The following is a 15,494-nucleotide window of genomic DNA, read 5'->3' as shown; positions in this document are numbered from 1 at the left end:
CATATAGGACAGCTGGCGAAACGCTACAGGTTGGTGCTGCGCGGTTCGTCGCCCTTGGGTCCGGAGTTGTCCGAACCGTTGTCGTCGCCGTTGGACTCGTCCGTGGCGACAGAGCCTTCGTCAGTCGGGTCGGGCTTGGGAGCCATTCCCGGCTTCATGACTCCGCGACGCCACCGGTGACGCTCAACCCGCTCGGCGTTTTCCTCGCGGTCGAGTTCTTCGCCGACCATCGTGCGGATGGCCTCCCGGAAACCGCGTTGACGCAGTTGCGACCGCAGCGGGTTGGCACCTGGGTCGGACTTGAGCTCCTTCATCAACGCCACGCATAGTGCCAGCATGACGATCATGAATGGCAGTGCGACCAAGATGTTGGCTTGCTGTAGCGCGGAGAGTCCGCCATCGGCTTCGTCTCCGCCGGAAAGCAGCAGCACCGCGGCCACGGCTCCGATCGAGGAACCCCAGAAGACCACGAGGGCCTTCTTAGGTAGTAGCGAACCACGGCTGGAGAGGGAGCCCAGCACCAGGGAAGCCGAGTCGGCGCTGGTGACGAAGTACAGAGCAATCAAGATCATGCACAGCACCGACAGCAGGCCCGCTAGGGGAAGCTGGTCGAGCATGCCGAACAGGGCACTCTCTTGTCCCTCGCTGGCTAGGGAAGCGGTCAGCCCAGCTCCGTCGAGGTCCTCGAAGATGGCGGTGCCGCCCATGATGGCGAACCAGAGGGTCGAGGCGCCGCTGGGAACCAAGAGGACACCGACGACGAACTGGCGGATCGTGCGGCCACGCGAGATGCGGGCGATGAAGGTACCGACGAACGGTGCCCAGGACAGCCACCAGGCCCAGTAGAAGATCGTCCAGCCCGAGACCCACTCGGCGTCGGTGAAGATACCGGTGGAGTTCGAGATTCCGACCAGGTTTGCCAGGTAGGAACCGATTGAGGACGGCCACAGGTCCAGGATGTAGGTGGTCGGCCCGACGACGAACACGAAGAACATGACCACGGCGGCCAGGATCAGGTTGGTCGTGGACAACCACTTGACGCCTTTGTGGATACCGCTGAAGGCGGAGACGACGAAGGCAAGGGTCAGACCGATGATGACAATGACGGGCAGATACTGGTTGTTGTCTACCCCGGCGACGATCTCCAAGCCGTTGGCCACCTGGAGCGCTCCAAGCCCGAGGCTAGTCGCTGTACCGAACACGGTCGCGAAGATGGCCAGCAGGTCGATGCCTTTGCCGACGAAGACGCCGGAGGGCTTGTCTCCCAGTAGCGGCTGGAAGGCCGCGGAGAGGCTGTTGCCGCGTCCCTTGCGGAACGTGGCGTATGCCAGGGCGAGGCCGACAACCGCGTAGATGGCCCACGGGTGTAGAGCCCAGTGGAAGTAGGTGTAGACCATCGCGCCTTCGACGGCGCGTTCGGTGAGGGGCACCGCGTTGACGCTGGGCGGCGTCGTCGCGAAGTGGGAGAGGGGTTCGGCGACACCAAAGAACATGAGGCCGATGCCCATGCCCGCGGCGAACATCATCGCAATCCAGGTCAGCGTGCCAAACTCGGGGCGTTCGTCAGGCTTGCCCAACCGGATGTTGCCATAGCGGCTGATGGCGATGACAATGGCCAGAACCAAGAAGATATTGGCCGAGATGATGAACAGCCAGCCAAAGCTGTTGGTGACCCAGTCCAGGGCGGTGCCGGAGACACTGAACATGTTCTCCGAGGCGACGACGCCCCATACGACAATGGCCAAGATGACGGCGGCGGCGATACCGAAGACGCCGAAGTCGATTGGAAGGGTTCTGGGGCGGGCAGACGCTGGCGGTGGGCCCTCCTCCGGGGATTGCGTAGTAGTGGTTTCCTCAGGTTGAGTCATTCATTGCTCCATTTAGTTGGGGTGAGCCACCGAGCACTTTGCGTGACTGTGTTTCGCCACTTGGGGGCTCATTTTGCAATGCTTGAATAGGTTACCTCGCTGCTTCCAGGCAGGGGAATTGATGCGTGTTAATGACACTGCTTTATAACAACGGCATATCAATGACGTGATCTCGTGCCTTAGTTTGAGGTGTTTTCATTCGGGTTTTCGCAGTTCACGAGCCTGGAAATAGGGCAGCGGGAGCCTGGACGGTCTCTTTTTCCCAGGTCGAGACGCGATTATTAATCATATTGGCGCAGTGGTTGCCAACGAGAAGGTCGCGTATTTGTTGTGCTATTGCGGGCGAAATTCAAGCCGAATAGCCGCTGATTTAGGAATTGACAATTATCAATACAAAGGTGTTTGTGGATGGTGATGCGACGCCTCACCTGCCACAACAATCTCGCCCAGACGAGCCGACGGAGGCCGCCTAGGGGATGAGGCGAGCCCGCTCGGTCTGGGCACGCTTGGCCAGATCGGCCCCCGAGCCATCCCCGGCCACCAGCACCACCGAAGCGCCAACAGCGATCGGAACCAAGAGCCAATCCAGAGGGGCGCGGCCCTGGGTTGTCATCAGAACCCGCTCATCCCGACCAACTCCCATTTCCCCGGCCCGGTCCTTGGCCGCGCTCATGACCTGGTCGTGCGTCAGCTCCTTGGGCCCGCGCCCCGGCATCGCCGTGAGCGCCACCTCCGCGCCGGTCACCGGCGCGGGCGGGGTGAAGAAGTCTCCGCAACCGCGAACCTGCGCGAGGAAGTCCTCCGCGCCAGCCTCCATGGCCGGGCCCGGACGCAGCCCCACCGCCATGGGGGCCAGTTCGACCGCCCACACTTCATCGGCGGCCAGCGCCTTGTCGCTACGGCAACGATCGGCCGAGGTGAAGGCCACCGGAACGCTGGCCGGTTCGTGCGCGATGCGCAAACCCGCCATCCAGCACCCGAGCATGACTGTCGCGGTCAACCAATGGGCGGGCATGTCCACGGCCACAGTGTCGCCGGGTTCCAAGCTCGCCAGGTCAACGCAGAGGTTGGCGGTCTTGTTCATCCAATTGGCCGACGTCACGTATGACAACTCCGTGCGCTCGCCGGTGGTGTCGTCGTAGAACGTGATGAAAGGGCGTGTCTCGTCGGCGGTCATCGTCTCGCCGAAATGGTCTCGAACAGTCACCGCCCTATTGTCGAACGCCGACCTTGGCAGGGCTACGGTGGGGGCGGATGGCGGGATTCGCGCCGCCGGTTTGCCGGGCGCGCCCCGCAGTGCAGCTGCCCAGCCTGGGGCAACGACCGGTCGGCTCGGCGGTGACCGTAGGGAACAGAAAGGGACGTCGTGGGGGAACACAACACCGATCAGGCAGACACGGGAAACACCTGGGCTGACAATCCCATCTTTGAACGTGCCGTGTTCAACGCCGAGGGACTCATGCCCGTCATCGCCCAACAACACGACAGCGGCCAAGTACTCATGCTCGCGTGGATGGACCAAGAGGCCTTGCGCCGCACCCTCGCCACCGGGCAGGTGACCTACTGGTCGCGCAGCCGGGGCGAATACTGGGTCAAAGGAGCTACCTCGGGCCACGTGCAACGACTCAAGACCGCTGCTCTGGACTGCGACGGAGACACTTTGCTACTGAGCGTGGAACAGACCGGACCAGCCTGCCACACCGGAACCACCAGCTGCTTCACTGGACGTGAGATACCCGTCAACCGTGAACAGGAGCGATCATGACCCACCTGCGTCGTGGAACCGCCCTCCTGGCTGGCCTGGCGTTGACTGGCCTCGCGCTCCTCACCATCACCAGGGCCTGGGGACATGAGACTCTCACCCGCTCTGGGCCACTGCCCGACATCACCGAACCAATCTCCGGCACCGACGTCGCCGCCTGGGCACTACCGACCGCACTCGTGGCCGGAGCCGCGTACTTGGCCCTGCTCGCCGTCGGGGCGAAGCTACGCCGCGTCCTACTGGTCCTAGCGGCCCTAGCCAGTCTGGGCCCCCTCAGCGGCGGCATCCGGGGCCTAATGGAGACCCCGGGGCTCTTCAGCGGCGCCACAGTAGCTCTGTCCTTGGCGTTGCTCACCGTCAGCGTGGCCGCCTTCATCGCTAGCCCCGGCTGGGACACTGAAACCTCCCCTAAACCGGGCACCGACCACTCCGAGCGTGAGGACGAAGCTCAACTCAGAGACCCAGAACAGATCTGGAAAGCCCTGGACGCAGGGTACGACCCCACGTCTTCTACTATCTCCACAAAGGCGGCAAAGGAGGAAAAACCCCGGTGAGCGTGCTCGATGAAATTATCGCCGGTGTGCAAGAAGACCTGCTTGTACGCCAAGAACAGACTCCGCTGGAAGCAGTACGTGACGCGGCGCAAGCCGCGAAGGCTCCCTACGACGCCTACACGGCCTTGCGCACAGGTGGCGTCGGAGTGATCGCCGAAGTGAAGCGATCGTCCCCTTCCAAGGGCTCCCTGGCCGACATTCCCGACCCGGCCGCACTCGCCAGCGAGTACGCCGCAGGCGGAGCCTCGGTCATCAGCGTGCTGACCGAGCGGCACTTCTTCAAAGGCAGCCTGGAGGACCTCGACAATGTCCGCGCCTGCGTGGACATCCCCATCCTGCGTAAAGACTTCATCCTCACCCCCTACCAGGTGCTCGAAGCCCGCGCCCACGGCGCGGACATGGTGCTTCTCATCGCCGCAGCCCTCGAACAGGACGCCCTGGAAGCGCTGCGGGAACGCATCGAGTCACTGGGAATGACAGCCCTGGTTGAGGTACACACCGAGGAAGAGGCAGACCGAGCGCTGGCCGCCGGAGCAAAGGTCATTGGCGTCAACGCTCGCAACCTCAAGACGCTCCAAGTTGACCGCTCGGTGTTCGAACGTATCGCGCCGGGCTTGCCACGCGACGTGGTCAAGATCGCCGAGTCCGGTGTGCGCGACGCGCGCGACCTCATTCGCTACGCCTCGGTCGGAGCCGACGCGGTGCTGGTGGGCGAGGGCCTGGTGACCAAGAAGAGTCCACGTGAAGCTGTCTCCGACCTGGTGACGGCGGGGAGCCACCCGGCCACTCCACGGCCGGCTTAACGTAGAAGGAGACATCCCGTGACTCACGGCGAGCAGACTCCAGCCATCGGCGGACCTGACTCCACGGGCCACTGGGGCCGGTTCGGAGGCCGGTTCGTGCCCGAGGCCTTGATCGCCGCGTTGGAGGAGCTTGACGAGGCACATCGCAGCGCCACCGCTGACAAGGCGTTTCAAGCTGAGTTCGACCGCATGCTGCGTGAATACGCCAACTGTCCCTCCCCGCTGTACCAGGCGAGCCGGCTATCGGAAAGTGCCGGGGCCGACATCTGGCTCAAACGCGAAGACCTTAACCACACTGGCGCGCACAAGATTCGCAATGTGCTCGGCCAGGCCCTGCTGGCCAAGAAAATGGGCAAGAAACGCGTGATCGCCGAAACGGGCGCGGGCCAACACGGCGTGGCCGCCGCCACGGCCGCCACCTACCTGGGCCTGGAATGCACCGTGTACATGGGGGAAGAAGACACCCAGCGGCAATCGCTCAACGTCGCCCGTATGCACATGCTCGGAGCCGAGGTAGTTCCCGTCACCACCGGCTCTCGCACGCTCAAAGACGCCATGAACGAAGCTCTGCGCGAATGGGTCGCCTCGGTCGATCACACGCACTACCTCATCGGCTCCGTCGGTGGACCGCATCCGTTCCCGGCCCTGGTGCGCGACTACTGTCGTGGCATTGGCGACGAGGCACGCGCGCAAATCCTCGACCGGATCGGCCGCCTACCCGACCACGTCGTCGCCTGCGTCGGCGGTGGCTCGAACGCGATGGGTATTTTCACCGCCTTCCTTGATGACGACGTGGCACTGCACGGCTACGAGGCCGGAGGCGACGGCTACGAAACGGGACGCCACGCCGCCACCATCACCGCGGGAGAAGTCGGTGTTCTCCACGGTGCGCGTACGTTCGTCTTGCAAGACGAAGACGGACAAACCATCGCCTCGCACTCCATCTCCGCCGGGCTCGACTACCCAGGCGTCGGCCCCGAACACGCCCACCTAGCCGACATCGGCCGCGCCACCTACCAGCCGGTGACCGACGCCGAAGCCATGGACGCCATGCGAACCCTCGCGGCGAAAGAAGGCATCATCTGCGCCATCGAGTCCGCCCACGCGGTAGCGGGAGCGTTGCGCCTAGCTAAGGACGCACCGGGAACGACGATCCTGGTGAACCTCTCCGGGCGCGGAGATAAGGACATGGGCACGGCCGCGGCCTACTTCGGCCTGGCAGAAGGGAACGCGCAATGAACGTCCAATCAGCTTTTGCCGCATGTAAGGCCGAAGGCCGCGCGGCGCTGGTCGGATATCTTCCGGCCGGGTTCCCCACTGTCGCCGACTCCATCGCCGCCATCGACACCATGATTGACTCGGGCGTCGACATCGTCGAGATCGGCATGCCCTACACCGACCCGGTCATGGACGGACCCGCCATCCAGCGAGCCGCCCAACAGGCACTCGACAATGGATTTCGCACCAAGGACCTCTTCGAGGTCCTCGACGCGGTCTCTGGCCGGGTCCCGATCCTGGTCATGACGTACTGGAATCTCGTGGAGCGCTACGGGGTACGCCGGTTCGGGCACGATCTGGCCGGATGCGGTGGAGCCGGGCTCATCACGCCCGACCTCATCCCCGAGGAAGCACAGGAGTGGATGGCCGTCTCCGATGGCTACGACCTCGACCGTGTCTTCCTCGTGGCACCTTCCTCCACCGACGCTCGCCTGCGCTCCACTTGTGAGGCCTCGCGCGGTTTCGTCTACGCGCAGTCGATCATGGGAGTCACCGGCGTCAGAGCCGGCACCTCCTCGGCCGCACCCGAACTCGTGCGACGCACCCGCGAAGTCACCGACCTACCCATTGGGGTCGGGCTGGGAGTACGCGACGGAGCGCAGGCGGCCGAAGTCGGCGCGTTCGCCGACGCGGTCATTGTCGGGTCGGCGTTCATCAACTGTTTGCTCGACACCGACTCCGCCACCGGAGGCAAGAAACTGGCCGCGCTGACTAGTGACCTGGCAGCTGGAGTGCGTTCAGGTCGCGACTGAGGAACCTCTCACGAGGCCACCGCTGTGGCTGGTAACCACATTACCTCCACTGGTCGTTCTCACGGGCTCGCTCACGTTGAGGTGGGCGGCCCGCTCAACTGGATACCTCCGTCGCCCCCTCCGACGGTGGGCAACCCGACGGGCACGTACGCCAAGAAGTGCCCCTCGTGTACCATCACCCGCCACCAACGGATACGGTTACTCATCGTGGAGCTCGCAACAATCATCAGCGCCAGTGACTTGGCGTCCATCCCCAGCCCGCCAGAGGCCGAATGGCAGCTCGGGCCTATACCAATCCGAGCCTATGCCCTGTGTCTGATCGCCGGGATCGTAGCGGCCGGATGGATCATGGAAGCCCGCCTGCGTAAGCGCGGCGCTCCCAAATGGACTGTTCTTGACATCGCGGTATGGGCCGTGCCCTTTGGCATCATTGGCGGACGGCTATACCACGTCATCACCAGCCCCGACGCCTACTTTGGCGCGGGCGGAGACCCATGGCAGGCATTCGCCATATGGGAAGGCGGGCTCGGCATCCCCGGCGCGATCGCCATGGGCGGGCTCGGGGCGTGGATCGCCTGCCGCCAACTTAAACTGCCGCTCACCATGGCCGCCGACGCCCTCGCCCCCGGACTACCAGTCGGCCAAGCAATCGGGCGATTCGGTAACTGGTTCAACCAAGAACTGTACGGGCGGCCCACGGAGATATTCCTCGGACTGGAAATTGACTACGCCCACCGCGTCCCCGGTTACAAGGATTACGCGACCTTCCACCCGACCTTCCTTTACGAAGCGGTATGGAACATCGGCGTCGCACTAGCGGTATGGGCGGCCGACAAGAAGTACAAATTTGGCTTCGGGCGCGCATTCGCCGTCTATGTCGCCCTCTACGGGGTGGGACGGTTCTGGATCGAGAGCCTACGCATCGACCCGGCCGGGGCGTTCTTGGGCATGCGAGTCAACCAATGGATGTCGATAGCCATCGTGCTGGGCGCGCTCATTTACTTGCTGCGGACCGAAGGTCCCCGGCTCGTGCTCGTCCCCGACGTCGAGGATCGGCTGCACCCCGTAGCCTGGAACTCCGAACAGGCCACTCGCGGCACGTTCGAAGCTCCCTCCGAGGAGAACACCGACGCCTCCGATGAGGAGACGTCGAAGATCGCCAACGGCGGGAAGAGGAAACCCGGCGGATCGGAGGCCGATTCCGCCGAGGAGACCCCGGACGATAGATCGTCTGAGGGCTCCGAGGAGCCGACCACGGATGACAACCCAGACACCCCCGACTCCAACGACACCGAAAACGACGACGCGAAGACGCAGAGGTTATGCAATGGGTTTCGAACCATGGTCATGTGCCGTGCCGGACCCCGCACATCCTTCTTAGACGCCACGACCCCTCCCAGCAGGTGCAATCGTGAATACTCCGAAAGCGGTGGTGGTCGGAGCCGGAATAGCCGGACTGGCCACCGCTATAGCCCTCTCTCAACTGAACTGGCGGGTCGCACTGCTGGAACAGCGACCACGTCTGCGCGGCGACGACACCGGTGCCCTAGTGTGGCCCAATGGGATTCGCGCGGCGGCCTCACTTGGCTTGGCCAACTCACTGGAAGCGGTCTCCCACCCAGTTTCCAACCTGCGCCTGCGCAAAATCGACGGCGGCACCATCGCCACAGTCGGACCACAACTGCTCAGCGCCAATTCCAGTGAACCGACAATGATCCTGCAAGGAGCGGCATTTCACGAGGCCCTGGTGTCGCACCTGGGCTCCAACGTCGAAGTACATCCCTCCACTGCCGTCACTCGCATCGACCTCGTTCACCTGGCCGCGGGAGACGCCACCCGCCGGTGGGAGGCGGACCTCATTGTCGCCGCCGACGGCACCGATTCGATTCTGCGGCATCACATTGACGAAACCGCGAAGGTCACCTCGGCCTCGACCGTCATGTTCCAAGCGACCATCCCTCCACATCGGGCACCCGACCTCGATAGCGACGCCGTCATCACGTTCGGCCCAGCAAACCGGCGCTTCTCCTACGCCAGCCTCGGTCAAACCGGGGCCGCCTGGGCGGCCACCGTTCCCGGTGGGCTCCGCCCGGAGTCAGACCAAATCCAGCATGAGCTGATCAATCGGTGGTTCGCGGACTGGCCCGAACCCATTGGCCAACTCATCGGCGCGACGCGACCCGGGGAGCTATCTCAAAGCGCAGTACGTTACCTATGGCCACTGCCGAGCGACTTTCAGCACTGCACCGACCAACGCGGCGCGCTCCTCGTCGGCGACGCCGCCCATGCGCTGGCTCCCGAACTGGCGCAGGGGACAAGCCTCGCGCTAGAGGATGCCGCCACGCTCAAATGGTGCCTGACGAATTCCGCTGGTATCACTGCGGCGTTGGCGCTCTTCGAAAAGGTGCGGCGCCCAAGAGTGACACGGTTGGCGCGACAGGCGCGACGGCTCCATAACGTGGCCGGACGGTCGACCGGCGTCGCGGGTCAGCTGTTGCGCGCTGCCCCAGGCTCGCTGATTGGCCGGCAAATCAAGCAGGGTTTTGACTGGCACCTGCCTGGCGGGGGCGGCGCCCACTCCCGCTAGAGAACCATCGTCCAATCCCTTAACGTGGCTTCCGATTCGGCTGCGACGACATCAGCCCATAGTTATCCACAGGCGAAGAATCGCTTCTTGATGAAGAAAGCGGACTTTTGGGATAGTAAAAAAGGGGGTCCCTAGGTGAAAAATTCTCAGGTATTCATCCTGGCGCTCCCCGCCCCAAACCCCCGCCGACCACCCTCGGCGTCCACCACTGAACGGGTGGGCAATCCGGCACGCAAGTCGTAGAGTCTTGCGTATGCATATTCGTGATGCGCATGCCGAGGATTGGCCCCACATGTGGGCCTTTATGAGACCTGTCATCGAAGCGGGCGAAACCTACCCATACGAGCGCGACCGCGCCGAAAACGTCGTCCGCGAATTTTGGATGAACGACTCCTCACCCCGCGCCACCCTGGTATCGGTAACCGACGACGGAGCCATCACCGGCACCGCCGAAATCCACCCCAACCAGCCAGGCCAAGGAGCGCACATCGCCAACGCCGGATTCATTGTCAACGCCGCATACACTGGTCAAGGTGTCGGTCGCGCTCTGGGCAACGCCGTCCTCGAACGGGCCCGCTCCGAGGGCTACCACGCCATGCAGTTCAACGCAGTAGTCGAAACGAACTCCCACGCCGTGGCACTGTGGCACTCCCTAGGCTTCCGCACCCTCGCGGTCGTCCCCGACGGATTCAACCACCCCACACACGGCCTAGTGGGAATGCACATCATGTACCAGAAACTCACCAGCTCTCCCGAGGACGCCTAAGAGACCATGACCGCACTCGAATACCAAAAGCGTTGTGAGCAATGGGGTCTGACCGACCCAAGGGCCGCCGTCGCGGTGCACGGATGCCTGGGCGGCGACTCACAACTAGCCGCAGCCGTCCCCTACTTCCCCAAAACCTACTCCGAAGTAGACGACTGGGTTAAGTCCACCCTGCTCGATGGCAAAAGCCCCATCTTCGAATCACTATCGGGCGTCGTCGAAGAAACCCTCGGCGGTCAACCCAGCGAAGAGCTCGACCGCATGCTGTGGCTCCTAGTCTCCGGACCCCGGAACTTGTCCCAACTAGCCAAAATCACCAAACTCGGCCCCACCGGCACCACCGAAGCGATGCGCCCCTTCGTCGACGCCGGAATGATCACCGCCGTACGCGACCCGCTCGACCCCGACACCGACCTGTGGCGCATCAGCGACCGCCGCCTGCGTTTCTACTACTCACTCCTGTCGGGCCACGTCGGCTACTGGAAACGAGGCCGCATGCACGACCTACTGTGGCGCCGACTCCACGCCCGATTCAACCGCTACATCGTCCGCGGCGAAGCCGCCGACATCGCCCGCCAATGGGGCACCTCCCCAGCCGGAGCCGCCCGTTTGGGAATCGAAGCCACCACCGCAGCCCGCCTGCTCGTGCCCGACTACGAAGCCCGCCGCCTCCGCGCCTCCGAATTCTCCCTTTGGTCCGGCGAGGACCCCGCCCGACTCCTCGCCCTGGGCACCCTGCGATGGGGACTCATGATGCGCAACGGCCAACTCGCCCGCCTGCGCATGCTGCAACACCTACTCATCCAACAAGGTGTCCCCGGAGCCGACCAGGCCACCCTCGTGTGCATAGGCACCCATTTCGAATCGGGCATCGCCAATACCCCAGAGACCGAAAAATTCCACCGCATCGGACCCGATGACCTATTCGCCCCGGCACCACTGCCGGCAAACAACCCAGCAACAGGTGAAACCCCAGCTCAGGAAGTAAACACTGCGGCAGCGGCTAGCGAACGATCCTGAGCGACGCCCTGTGTGGAACCGCCCGCAGTGACGGGTAATCTGGACACATTTAACCGGTAGGCATGAGGAGAAACAGGCAATGGCAGTTGACGCAGTTGTCACAGGCGCGGGCGGATTCATTGGAGGCCATCTCGTGGCCAGCCTCCTAGCGGAGGGAAAGACCGTGCGAGCGGTCGATATCAAGCCGACCGACGACTGGGACCAGGTGCACGCCGAGGCTGACAATCTCCAGCGAGACTGTGCCGACCTGGCCAACAATCGCGAAATCGTCAAAGGCGGAGTGGGCGAGTTCTACAACCTGGCCTGCAACATGGGCGGCATGGGCTTTATCGAAACCCACAAAGCCGACTGCATGCTGTCAGTCCTGCCCTCCACCCACGCCCTCATGGCCGCCCGGGAAGTCGAAGCCGAACGCTTCTTCTACTCCTCCTCGGCCTGTGTCTACGCCGGATACAAACAAACCGACGCCGACGTGACCGCCCTGCGCGAAGAAGACGCCTACCCGGCCGACGCCGAGGATGGCTACGGCTGGGAAAAACTATTCTCCGAACGCATGGCCCGTCACTTCCGCGAAGACTTCGGCCTGCAAACCCGCGTTGCCCGCTACCACAACATCTACGGTCCCAACGGAACCTGGGACGGCGGCCGCGAAAAGGCCCCCGCCGCCACCTGCCGCAAAATCGCGCTGGCGAAGCTGACGGGCGACCACGAGATTGAAGTGTGGGGCGACGGCCTACAAACCCGATCCTTCACCTACATCGATGACTGCGTGTATGGCTCGAAAATGATTGCCCGTGGTGACTTCTTGGAGCCGCTGAACCTTGGCTCCTCCGAAATGGTTTCGATCAACCAGCTGTACTACCTGGTCGCCGAGATCGCCGGTATCGACATCGAACTCAACCACGTCGACGGTTTCTTGGGTGTGCGAGGACGCAACTCCGACAACACCCTCATCCGCAAGGAATTTGGCTGGGAGCCGTCCATCTCTCTGCGCGAAGGTATGGAAAAGACGTACGCGTGGATCTATGACCAGGTGAAGGCCACCTACAAGCTATGAGTCAACCTCGCCTCACCCGCGTGGATGTCCTCGGCGTCGAGGTCTCCACGGTCAACCAGGACATGGCCCTGGAAGAAATCAGTCGCTGGGTCGACCACGACGAACGCCATTATGTGTGCGTGACCGGAGTCCACGGGGTTATGGAATGCCAGCGCGACGAAAGTCTGCGCGCCATCCACAACGACTCGGGGCTCACGACCCCCGACGGCATGCCGATGGTGTGGGCCGGGCACAAGGCTGGAGCCGACTGGATGGATCGAGTCTACGGGCCCGACCTTATGCTCAATGTCTTGCAACGCGCCGCCGACAAAGGTTGGACCTCGTTCCTCTACGGAGGTAAGGACGGGGTGCCCGAACTGTTGGCCCAGAAGCTCACCGCCCGCATCCCCAATCTAAAGATCGTTGGCACGTATTCTCCGCCCTTCCGGCCTTTGACACCGGAGGAGGACGCCCAGATCGTGCAGCGCATCAACGACTCGGGTGCCGATTTCGTTTGGGTGGGGTTGTCCACCCCGAAGCAAGAGAAGTGGATGGCCGCGCACCGCGACAAGCTCAACGCTGCGGCCTTGTTCGGAGTGGGGGCGGCCTTTGACTTTCACGCCGGTTTGGTCCCGCAGGCCCCGGAATGGATGCAAAAGCGTGGCCTGGAGTGGTTTTTCCGCCTGACTAAAGAGCCCAAGCGCTTGTGGCGCCGCTACTTTCGCAATAATCCGGCTTATCTGTGGAACATTCGCCGCCGACCACCGAAACTGGTGGACTCCGCCTAACGTAACCGGGGACGACTCGACGAGTCGTCCCCGGTTTTTGGTTGGAGACGGCAGTCGCCGGTGCCCTAATACGTGGTTTTCGGCGCGGTTCTACTGGCCTGCCAGTCACATCATTGATGTGCTTGCGGTATACGTTGGGCCGTTTTGGTCGGACCTGAGGGTATTCCCCGGCGGCGAACGGCATATGTGTAGCCGAGGGTGACTGCGAACAGATAGGCTCAGCGAGGCAGGATCTCGCGTACATGGAGGTATCGGTGAGCACCGCAAGCAAACACCAGCAAACGTCGCGCAACGCCGTGGTCTGGGCGGTCCTCAACCGCGAAATCGAACGGCAGTCGGCCTTGCTCACCCAGGCTGACCCCGACCCCTCACGCCAACTCGCCAGCGGCCTGCGCAAGCTACGCATTGTCGATGTCGGAGGTGGTTCCGGTGGTATCGCCGTGCCACTAGCCGAACTTGGACACGAGGTCACGGTCGTCGACCCGAGTGCGAACGCGTTGGCTGCCTTGCGGCAGCGTACCGCTGACGCTGGGCTGGAAGGTTCGGTCGCCGCCGTGCAGGCCGATACCGAGGAACTTTCCGACACGTTGGAGACTGGCAGCGCCGACCTTGTGTTGTGCCACAGCGTTTTGGAACATGTCGATCATCCGCAGCGGGCCTTGGAGTCCATCGCCGATGTGGTGGCCGAAGGTGGCGCGGTGAGCCTTCTGGTCGCTAATCGCGCGGCGGCCGTTTTCGCCAAAGCTCTTGGTGGACAGTTCCAGTCAGCCCTGAACTTGTTGTACGACGTCGAAGGTCGGCTAGGGGAATCCGACACCGTCGCACACCGCTTTGAGACGCATACTCTGACGGCGCTGGTCAACGGGTGCGGCCTGGCGACTGAGCACGTTCACGGGGTGCAGGTCGTCAGCGACCTCATTCCCGGCTCGGTCTTGGAGTCCGAGGGCGGCTCGAAAGAGGCGCTGCGTGAGTTTGAACTGGCCACGGCCGCCCGCATTCCCTTCCGGGACCTCGCGGCGCAGTTGCATGTGCTGGCGCGTAAGCCCCGCACTTTGTGAGCGGCGTGGCCCGCAGGCGAGAGGTCGCCGATGGAGGCTGTGCCCATTAGGCTGCAAAGCATGCGTGATTTCCCGTTGGAACAAGTTCTGCCCCGTTACGGCGATGGGAGCCTGTCAGACCTTTTGCCCTCGACTCTGGCTTTGCTGGGCGTGCCAGGTCACCCTGACCGGCTGGGGTTGACTTCTGGGCCATTGGCGGGCACCCGGCGAGTCGCGGTGTTGTTGCTGGATGGCTTCGGCTATCACCTGCTTAATGTGGCGCAGTCCGCAAGTGAGACGTTGCGTGAGATCGTCAACGGCAACCTTGGTGACATGGGTACTCTCACCACGAATCTGCCTTCGACCACGCCGGTGAGTCTGGCTAGCCTCGGTTCGGGTTCGACCCCCGGAGATCACGGAATCATGGGCTTCACCGTCCGGGTCCCGGAGGATCATCGGCTCTTGGTGCACATTCTTTGGGGATCGGATCCCGATCCCCGTCAGTGGCAGCCGATGCGGACGTGTTTTGAGCAGGCGCGGGATGCGGGGGTGGTGACGACGGCCGTCTCGGCTAACGCGTTTCGCAACAGTGGCCTGACACAAGCGGTCTTTCGAGGGGCGGACTATGTGGGAGCTGACAGCGCCTCGGAGTGTGCTCTGCAAATGCGCAAGGCCCTCGTGCGCGGTAACCGCTCGCTGGTTTACGGATACTTGCCGGACGTGGACACGGCCGGGCACCAGTTCGGTGTGGGCTCGCCGGAGTGGCTGGAGAAGGTCTCCGACGTGTGCGGAGCGATCGAGCAGCTGGTGGATGGCCTTCCCTCCGATACGGCGTTGCTGGTGACAGCGGATCACGGCATGGTGAACGTGGATCATCAGATTCACCTGGACGACTACCCGCACTTGTGGGATGGGGTCGAGTTGATCGCCGGTGACCCGCGTATGCGTTACCTCTATACCGCTGATGGATCCACCGCTGACGTGGAAGCCGCGTGGCGGGAAACGCTGGGGGAGTTCGCCGAGGTGCTGACAAGAGAGGAAGCGATCTCGCGGGGCTGGTTCGGCCCGGTGGGGGAGCGACATGCTCAACGCGTGGGGGATGTGATCGTCGCGTGCATTGGCACCAGCGGCATCCTGGGGGCCTCAGGCGAACCGGAGTACTTGACGCAGTTGGTTGGCCATCACGGAGGCTTGACCGCCGCCGAAATGGTCATTCCGCTATGGGCCTATCGCGCCTAGACGG

At 63.3% G+C, this 15,494-nt stretch carries 14 protein-coding genes and 1 pseudogene; 13 read left to right on the top strand and 2 right to left on the bottom strand.

Going from position 1 to position 15,494, the window contains the following annotated elements; all coding sequences use genetic code 11:
* Positions 1-23: 23 nt before the first annotated feature.
* Positions 24-1,868 carry a BCCT family transporter gene (locus tag JQS30_RS10505; RefSeq protein WP_213170232.1) on the bottom strand — a complete coding sequence of 615 codons (1,845 nt, stop codon included), beginning with the start codon at positions 1,866-1,868 and terminating at the stop codon, positions 24-26.
* Positions 1,869-2,337: 469 nt separating this feature from the next.
* Positions 2,338-3,075: a TIGR03089 family protein gene (locus tag JQS30_RS10500; RefSeq protein ID WP_213170231.1), complete on the bottom strand. Its 738-nt coding sequence runs from the start codon at positions 3,073-3,075 to the stop codon at positions 2,338-2,340.
* Between the two features lie 216 nt (positions 3,076-3,291).
* On the opposite strand from JQS30_RS10500, the gene hisI reads away from it, so the two are divergent.
* The 13 genes and pseudogenes from hisI to JQS30_RS10435 all read left to right on the top strand — a co-directional run bounded on the left by hisI (position 3,292) and on the right by JQS30_RS10435 (position 15,490).
* Entirely contained in the window at positions 3,292-3,633 is a 342-nt protein-coding gene (gene hisI, locus JQS30_RS10495) for a phosphoribosyl-AMP cyclohydrolase (RefSeq protein WP_425498867.1), read from the top strand.
* Entirely contained in the window at positions 3,630-4,184 is a 555-nt protein-coding gene (locus JQS30_RS10490; RefSeq protein WP_213170230.1) for a Trp biosynthesis-associated membrane protein, read from the top strand. The genes hisI and JQS30_RS10490 overlap by 4 nt, the downstream gene beginning before the upstream one ends.
* Before the next feature lie 2 nt (positions 4,185-4,186).
* Positions 4,187-4,987, top strand: coding sequence for an indole-3-glycerol phosphate synthase TrpC (trpC, locus tag JQS30_RS10485; protein WP_343076214.1), 801 nt, complete (start codon positions 4,187-4,189; stop codon positions 4,985-4,987).
* Positions 4,988-5,005: 18 nt separating this feature from the next.
* Positions 5,006-6,226 (top strand): tryptophan synthase subunit beta, encoded by a 1,221-nt coding sequence (gene trpB / locus JQS30_RS10480; protein WP_246497863.1) that lies wholly within the window; start codon positions 5,006-5,008, stop codon positions 6,224-6,226.
* Positions 6,223-7,017 (top strand): tryptophan synthase subunit alpha, encoded by a 795-nt coding sequence (gene trpA / locus JQS30_RS10475; protein ID WP_213170228.1) that lies wholly within the window; start codon positions 6,223-6,225, stop codon positions 7,015-7,017. The genes trpB and trpA overlap by 4 nt, the downstream gene beginning before the upstream one ends.
* A gap of 207 nt (positions 7,018-7,224) precedes the next feature.
* Positions 7,225-8,271, top strand: a pseudogene (lgt, locus tag JQS30_RS17695) (prolipoprotein diacylglyceryl transferase); the annotation flags it as partial.
* A gap of 157 nt (positions 8,272-8,428) precedes the next feature.
* The gene (locus tag JQS30_RS10465) at positions 8,429-9,604 is read left to right on the top strand and encodes an FAD-dependent oxidoreductase (RefSeq protein WP_213170227.1); all 1,176 of its coding nucleotides are present in this window, start codon (positions 8,429-8,431) and stop codon (positions 9,602-9,604) included.
* A gap of 253 nt (positions 9,605-9,857) precedes the next feature.
* The gene (locus JQS30_RS10460) at positions 9,858-10,370 is read left to right on the top strand and encodes a GNAT family N-acetyltransferase (RefSeq protein ID WP_213170226.1); all 513 of its coding nucleotides are present in this window, start codon (positions 9,858-9,860) and stop codon (positions 10,368-10,370) included.
* 6 nt (positions 10,371-10,376) lie between these two features.
* Positions 10,377-11,390, top strand: coding sequence for an ATP-binding protein (locus JQS30_RS10455; protein WP_213170225.1), 1,014 nt, complete (start codon positions 10,377-10,379; stop codon positions 11,388-11,390).
* A gap of 79 nt (positions 11,391-11,469) precedes the next feature.
* Positions 11,470-12,447 carry an NAD-dependent epimerase/dehydratase family protein gene (locus JQS30_RS10450; protein ID WP_213170224.1) on the top strand — a complete coding sequence of 326 codons (978 nt, stop codon included), beginning with the start codon at positions 11,470-11,472 and terminating at the stop codon, positions 12,445-12,447.
* The gene (locus JQS30_RS10445) at positions 12,444-13,214 is read left to right on the top strand and encodes a WecB/TagA/CpsF family glycosyltransferase (protein ID WP_213170223.1); all 771 of its coding nucleotides are present in this window, start codon (positions 12,444-12,446) and stop codon (positions 13,212-13,214) included. The genes JQS30_RS10450 and JQS30_RS10445 overlap by 4 nt, the downstream gene beginning before the upstream one ends.
* Before the next feature lie 254 nt (positions 13,215-13,468).
* Positions 13,469-14,272, top strand: coding sequence for a methyltransferase domain-containing protein (locus JQS30_RS10440; RefSeq protein WP_246497862.1), 804 nt, complete (start codon positions 13,469-13,471; stop codon positions 14,270-14,272).
* 60 nt (positions 14,273-14,332) lie between these two features.
* Positions 14,333-15,490 carry an alkaline phosphatase family protein gene (locus JQS30_RS10435; protein WP_213170221.1) on the top strand — a complete coding sequence of 386 codons (1,158 nt, stop codon included), beginning with the start codon at positions 14,333-14,335 and terminating at the stop codon, positions 15,488-15,490.
* The last annotated feature ends 4 nt before the right edge of the window (positions 15,491-15,494 follow it).

This window comes from Natronoglycomyces albus, from assembly GCF_016925535.1.
Lineage (GTDB): Bacteria > Actinomycetota > Actinomycetes > Mycobacteriales > Micromonosporaceae > Natronoglycomyces > Natronoglycomyces albus.
This window is presented reverse-complemented; position numbering and strand designations above follow the sequence as displayed.